6 protein-coding genes are annotated in these 6,152 nt (G+C 54.4%); 1 reads left to right on the forward strand and 5 read right to left on the reverse strand.

The genetic code is table 11. The annotated features are described in order from the left end of the window. Positions 1–120 precede the first annotated feature (120 nt). Positions 121–1,944 (forward strand): carboxylesterase/lipase family protein, encoded by a 1,824-nt coding sequence (locus tag AB8B76_RS07510; RefSeq protein ID WP_405271406.1) that lies wholly within the window; start codon positions 121–123, stop codon positions 1,942–1,944. Between the two features lie 46 nt (positions 1,945–1,990). On the opposite strand, the gene AB8B76_RS07515 is transcribed toward AB8B76_RS07510, so the two are convergent. The 5 genes from AB8B76_RS07515 to AB8B76_RS07535 form a co-directional block, all read right to left on the reverse strand. Next, complete coding sequence (locus tag AB8B76_RS07515) at positions 1,991–3,514, reverse strand: amidase (protein WP_405271407.1); 1,524 nt, start codon at positions 3,512–3,514, stop codon at positions 1,991–1,993. Positions 3,515–3,579: 65 nt separating this feature from the next. After that, positions 3,580–4,074, reverse strand: coding sequence for a hypothetical protein (locus AB8B76_RS07520; protein ID WP_405271408.1), 495 nt, complete (start codon positions 4,072–4,074; stop codon positions 3,580–3,582). Positions 4,075–4,115: 41 nt separating this feature from the next. Next, on the reverse strand, positions 4,116–4,481 hold the full coding sequence (locus AB8B76_RS07525; RefSeq protein ID WP_405271409.1) for a DUF1428 domain-containing protein: 366 nt from the start codon (positions 4,479–4,481) through the stop codon (positions 4,116–4,118). Between the two features lie 14 nt (positions 4,482–4,495). Then, on the reverse strand, positions 4,496–5,218 hold the full coding sequence (locus AB8B76_RS07530; RefSeq protein ID WP_405271410.1) for a hypothetical protein: 723 nt from the start codon (positions 5,216–5,218) through the stop codon (positions 4,496–4,498). Beyond that, positions 5,215–6,152: LLM class flavin-dependent oxidoreductase (locus tag AB8B76_RS07535; protein ID WP_405271411.1), on the reverse strand; the 938-nt coding region annotated here is incomplete at its 5' end. The genes AB8B76_RS07535 and AB8B76_RS07530, both read right to left, overlap by 4 nt.

Here is a 6,152-nt window from a genome sequence, read left to right on the forward strand (position 1 = left end):
ATCAGTTGGGCGCGCAATGGTACACCACCGAGATTGCTAGAGATTGTGCGGACAGCCAAGGGAGTACTTGTTCAAAGCAGGCGCGCCTAGCGTTACAGTAGCGCAAAGGAGGAACAAGCAATGCGTTGGCTAGTTTTGATTACGGGTATGGCGCTTATCGTTGGCGGACTTTTTATGAACCGCCAGGATGTCGACAAAGGCCCGCTTACGTTGGTCGCCGATATGAGCACTTTGCGCGATACGGACGCCGGTCCGGTAGTCGGTGGAATAAGTTCGCCCGGCGCGCAGGTTTGGCTGGGAATACCCTACGCCGCCGCTCCCGAGGGCGAGCGGCGATGGCGAGCACCGGCTCCGGCCCAGCCGTGGTTAAGAGCTCGGGAAAGTCTCGCTTATGGGGAGGTGTGCCCGCAGTTTGCAAGTCGCTTGTCTGCGTCCTCTGCCGATCCCGGAACTCTCATCGGTAGCGAGGACTGTCTCTCTCTCAACGTATTTGCTCCCGGCGGCGTGGAAGCGAACGCGGCCTTGCCTGTCATGGTGTTTATTCACGGTGGTGGAAATACCATTGGATCGTCCATTCCCTACGAGAGCTCGGCGTTTGTACAGGAGCAAGGGGTGCTCATGGTCACCCTCAACTATCGCTTGGGTGCGCTCGGTTGGTTTAGCCACGCAGCCTTACGCGAAGGCGCATCGGCGGTAGATGCTTCGGGCAACTTTGCATTGCTAGACATGATTGCAGCTCTGCAGTGGGTTCAGGACAACATCGAAAATTTTGGTGGCGACCCTTCCCGCGTCACGGTGTTTGGTGAGTCTGCGGGTGGTCGGAACATCTATGGTCTTTTGGCCTCTCCCTTAGCCAAAAACCTTTTTCACGGCGCGATTATTCAGAGTGGGTTTCCTGGCACCTTCACTCGCGCCCGCGCAGAAAAGCCAAGTTCGAGTCCTCAGCCGGGTCATCCTAACGGATCCCATGCGCTGGCCTCGGCATGGCTTGAGCAAGATGAAGCCCGAAGTGAAACGGCGATGCTTGATCAAATGTCAGCAACGGAACTTGCCAGTTTTCTTAGAGGCTTGAGGACTGCAGATATCATGGCGCCTCTTGCCACGGCCGGCGGTATGTACCGTGCACCGGCACTGTTTCGCGATGGCGTTGTGTTGCCAAAAGAGCCTCTTACAGAGATATTCAGTGACGCATCTCGTTGGAATCAAATGCCGTTGATGATCGGCGGAAACCTCGATGAGATGAAGCTGTTTCTTGTTCTTTCGGGTCGTCACACCTCGAACCTGTTCGGCGTTATTCCTCAGGTAGATGACCCTGAGCGTTATGAACTGCTGAACCGGTATCACAGTGATGCCTGGAAGGCGACCGGGGTGGACCTCCCACTGTCTTTGATAAGTGCTAGCAGTCCAGATACTGCGCTGTTTGCTTATCGATTTGACTGGGACAACATGCGCAAAAACTGGCTTGTGGATCTCCCTGAGTTGCTTGGTGCAACCCATGCCCTTGAGCTGGACTTCTTGTTTGGCCCCCTCATCAGTCGCATTGTGCCGGGAGTTTTTCACGTCGGTAACACGGGTGATCGCGAAGCTCTGGGCAGCACAATGCGAGATTACTGGGCAGGTTTTGCCTATAACGGGCGACCAGGCAGTGGAAGAAGTGCGTCGCAGCCGGCCTGGCCTGTCTGGAGTGCTCGGCAACCCAATCTAATGCTCCTCGATGGCAACGAAGGTGAGGGCGTCCGTTCGGAGACTATTAGCGTCACCGTTGAGGATGTTAAGCAGCGCCTCTCCCAAGAGACAAGGCTGCCAGAGCGCCTGCGCTGCGCGCTCTACGTTGATTTGTTCCTGGATAACAATGGACTGAGTGAACAGTTTGATACTCGCGAGTATCAAGACCTGGGCTGCGGCGAGATTCCCTCATGGCCTCTTGCAGGTTTGTCTCGCTAGGAACGAAAAGGCCTTTGAGTATTTAGCTACTTACAGCGCCTCGTTATTAACGCTCCACAAGTACCGGGCGCTGGACAAGGAAATCGGTAATGCCCTCGTAGGCGGCAGCGAAGCCAAGGACTTTACCGTCGCCGCCGTACGGCCCCATCACCTGAATGCCCATGGGCCGTCTTTGGCCATCAAATCCTGCGGGTAGGTTTGCAACGGGTAGACCGGGGATACTGCCCGGAATGACCACCTCCATCCAACGATGGTAGGTATCCATTTTCCGTCCGCCTACTGTCGCAGGCCAATGTACATTCTTGTCGAAGGGAAAAACCTGCGCACTGGGTAATAGCAGAAAATCGTAAGCTTCAAACAAGCGTTGGAGTTCGCTATACCAGCGCGACCGCGTTGCCTTGGCTCTGCTTATATCCTCTGCGGTCAAAGTATAGGACTGCTCTATCTCCCACTGTAATTCGGGTTTGAGGAGTGGCCGCTTTTGTGGGTTCTCGTACCACTCCCGCATGCCCACACGCGACAGATTGCGAAGCGTCAACCAACAGTCCCAAAGATCAGCCATATCGAACTGCGGTGTTACTGCCTCGACTGTTGCGCCGGCATCCGTGACGTTTGAAAGCGCAGACTCACATAAGGGGAGAACGCCAGACTCCATAGCAAGATAGCCATCGAAGTCGCCTAACCAAGCCAGCTTAAGACCCTCAAGTTTGAGGAGAGCCGGCGCCGCGACGTTTTTTGCAGCGGACCACAAAGCTTGGGGGGCGTCGAGCTCGGGCTTCGGCATGATGGTATTGAGCAGACGCACGGCATCGCGAGTGTTGCGTCCCATGGGCCCTGTCGTGGCCAGATCACGAGTAAAGACATTGCCGCTTCCCATTAACCCCGCGCTGGGCCTAAACCCGATAACATTGTTAAACGCTCCCGGATTGCGAAGAGAACCCATCATGTCGCTGCCGTCGGCCACGGGCAGCATGTGAGTACCTAAACCCGATGCCGCACCGCCGCTGGAGCCACCCGCGGTTAGCTCCGGGTTCCAGGCGCTTCCCGTTGCGCCATAAACAGGATTGTAGGATTGCGAACCCAGTCCAAACTCCGGTGTATTGGTTTTTCCGATAAAGATAGCACCCGCGCGACGAATACTCGCTGGGAGGGGGTCATCTGCCTCGGCTACGTTGTCTTTAAACAGCGGGGATCCATAGCTTACGGGCATGCCTTTAACTGCTTCGAGGTCTTTTATCGCGTGAGGCATACCGTGCATCCACCCGTGATAGATACCCTGCGCAAGCTCCTGGTCGGCCCTCCGTGCCGCCTCTAACAGTAGGTCGTCTTCTTGGAGCGCGACGATCGCATTGTAAATCGGGTTGTAGCGATGAATGTGCTGTAGATACGCGGCCATGACTTCTTCACAGCTCAGCAGTTTCATTCGTATGGCCAAAGAAAGTTCAGTAGCATCAAGGTCTGTGATTCGCGAAGGAAGACTTGCTGCGAAGGACTTCGCAAGCGAGACGTTGTTTTGTACTCCGAGAGTAAGCAGAGCGGCACTCTGAGCGATAAAGCGTCTTCGGTTCATGGGTTAGCCCTTGTTGTTGTGTTTGTGCTGAGCCTTTGCGCTGACGGACATCAATTGCTGAGGACCTAGGTGTTGTTCTCAATAAACTCGCTAAAAGAAACGCCACATAGGGGCAAGTCCTTGCGAATCTGCTCGATAATGTCGTCGCCCTCAGTGACCTCTGTCATCCAGTTTAGCCACGCCTGGCCTGTAGGGTTGTTAAAGAGAAGGCATCTGTCATCTAACAACCAGCGTGTCCAATCGCCGACAAAAATACCCTCATCAAAGAGTTGCCATCGATGGCTTAGCTCGTAATACACAGAAAAGGCGTGAGCGCTGAACTGCTGGAGCTCTGCCGGATTCAGCGTGTCGACGTTGTTGAGCTTGGCCAGTGTCGACGAATAATCCTCACCTAAGGTCGCTGTTCTGAGGCTGTCTCGATTCGCGCGTAAATCTGTCGCCAGTTGAAATCGTAAAAGCTCTTCATTTTGCTGAAGTTGCACCACGACCAGCACGACACCAATCAATAATGCTGCAACACTGACTAGCTGGATCCAGAAAAATGTTTGTTCTTTCGTCATGCCGCGTCGTTAACTCTCAGTCCGCTCGCTACTTGCTGCCTTCATAGTTCCACGATCTGCTGAAATCCACCATAGATAAGACGGCTGCCATCGAAGGGCATCGGGTTCTTTTGAGAGTCCAGTCGATCATCTTCGAAATCGTCAGCCATCATTTTTGCCATTGCCGCTTCACGAGAGTCTTTGTCGGGCCATTCGACCCAGGCGAATACGATGGATTCTTCTGCTTCCGCGTGAACCGCTTTTCGCATATCAGTGACGCTCCCTTCCGGCACGTCGTCACCCCAGCACTGAACGACTCGCGTGGCACCCATTTCCACAAATATGCTATCGCTGGACTTTGCGAAATCAATGTAGGCCTGTTTGTTCGCTGTCGGAACTGCGATTAAGTAACCGTCGATGTAGCTCATGGGCTTCTCCCTAACTATGGCTCTTCGAGCAAACTTTGTATTTCTTCGATTGCCTCTAAAACGTACCTATACTCATCTAAAGTATGGTTCATGTTCGCATAGCGAAACTCAAGGGTCGTACAGTAGGCTCGATCTCTGAATAGCAGCGCGAAAGCTTCGGACTCCGGGTTTGAGGGTTTTGTTGCTATGGGCCAAGGAGTGCCATCCTTGTCGGTATTCCCATGGGCTAGCCCTATTCCGTGCTTCGCGTAGTAGGGCATGAGTTGGTCCCTCACGAGATCAGCGCTATCCAACTGCGTATCTGTTAATTCATCAACGTATCTGTCCCAATCGGCGAGCTTCTTGCGTAGCTCAATATTGCTGATGATTTCGATGCGTCCAGAGTTAATCAATGAGTCGCGAACACTGGACCCGAGGTCGGTAGTTACGGGCACCAGTGAGGCCCAGACGGCGTCGTCGATGCGTACCCCTGTTTCTTCAAAGCTGCCCACAGAGCAAGCCTGGAGCAATGTGGTAATACCCCCAAGAAGCTGTTCGTGAAAGTCTATCTGCCAGCTAATGTCTTTGTAGTGTTCTTCATACTCTGCTTTGAGTCCCAATACGGTCTCTTGCTCATAGCGTCGTTCTTTCCGTTCGTCCCACCATGCATCGATAGCGAACGCGAGGAGAATACTGGCGACAATCGCGGCGGATTCCGCAAAGAGCTTTGGCCATTTGATGGGGTCTGATTTGCTCACGCGGATTTTAGTGCCGCAGGTTCAGCGGCTTGCCCCATCGCTTGAGCAAGTAGCTCAAAGGAGCGTACCCGAGCACTGTGATCCCAAACTGCGGCAGAGACCATGAGCTCGTCAGCATCCGTTGCGTCTACTAAGGGTTGAATCTTTGCGCGAATCGTATCGGGAGATCCGTAAAACGAGCATGCCAACATTGACGAGACTTGAGCTTTCTCGGTGCTGGACCAGAACGTTTCGATGTCGTCGATAGGCGGAGGTAGTTTTCCTCGGCCACCGCGCACCATACGGGTAAAGGTTTGCTGTGATGAGGTGAATAGTCGCTTTGCCTCGTCCTCGGTGTCCGCAACGATTGCGTTGCAGCTGACCATTACCTGGGGTTTGGCAAGTTGCGCGGATGGTTCGAAGCGCTCGCGGTAGATTTTTATGGCCTGATGCAAGGCTTGGGGGGCGAAATGTGACGCAAAGGCATAGGGCAATCCGAGCATGGCGGCGAGCTGTGCTCCGAAGAGGCTGGATCCGAGTATCCACAGCGGCACGTTGGTGTTTTCACCGGGGATGGCATGCAACGACTGACCATCTTGCGGTGGACCTAACAAGGCCTGTACCTCCATCACATCCTGGGGAAATTGATCCGACGAGTTCGCACTGCGCCGCATTGCTCGCATGGTGTTTTGGTCTGTGCCCGGCGCACGGCCAAGACCCAGATCGATGCGGTCCGGATACAGTGTTGCAAGGGTGCCAAACTGTTCGGCGATCACAAGGGGCGAATGATTGGGGAGCATTACGCCGCCAGCACCCACCCGAATGGTGCTGGTGCCACCGGCAACGTGGCCAATGCACACGGCAGTGGCGGCGCTGGCGATGCCATCAAAGTTGTGATGCTCGGCAAGCCAAAATCGATGATAGCCCGCTGCTTCTGCGTGCTGTGCCAGATCCA

It is taken from the genome of Congregibacter sp. (assembly GCF_045107095.1).
Lineage (GTDB): Bacteria > Pseudomonadota > Gammaproteobacteria > Pseudomonadales > Halieaceae > Congregibacter.